Annotated in this window: 1 rRNA gene; it reads right to left on the bottom strand. The window is 63.2% G+C overall.

Annotation, left to right across the window (positions count from 1 at the left end):
* Positions 1-527 (bottom strand): 23S ribosomal RNA (locus tag AAAX73_RS09740); the annotation flags it as partial.

Below are 527 nucleotides of genomic sequence, written 5' to 3'. Positions count from 1 at the left end.
ATGGCTGCTTCTAAGCCAACATCCTGGTTGTCTGGGCGGACGCACATCCTTTGCCACTCGGCTGGAACTTGGGGACCTTAGCGGGCGGTCCGGGCTGTTTCCCTCTCGAGCACACAGCTTAGCCCACATGCTCTGACTGCCGCGCTCTGGGCCGCCGGCATTCGGAGTTCGGTTGGATTCGGTAGGCGGCGAAGCCCCCTCGTCCATCCGGTGCTCTACCTCCGGCGGTGAACGCGCGACGCTAGCCCTAAAGCTATTTCGGGGAGAACGAGATATCTCCGGGTTTGATTGGCCTTTCACCCCTATCCGCAGGTCATCGCCGCCGTTTTCAACCGACGTGCGTTCGGCCCTCCACGGGGTCTTACCCCCGCTTCAGCCTGCCCACGGATAGCTCACCCGGCTTCGCGTCCGCGGCGCGGGACTCAAGTCGCCCTGTTAAGGCTCGCTTTCGCTCCGGCTCCCTTTCGGTTAACCTCGCCCCGCGCCAGCGACTCGCTGGCTCATTCTACAAAAGGCACGCCGTCACA

The organism is Collinsella sp. CLA-ER-H9, assembly GCF_040092295.1.
In the GTDB taxonomy this organism is placed as follows: Bacteria; Actinomycetota; Coriobacteriia; order Coriobacteriales; family Coriobacteriaceae; genus Collinsella.
This window is presented reverse-complemented; position numbering and strand designations above follow the sequence as displayed.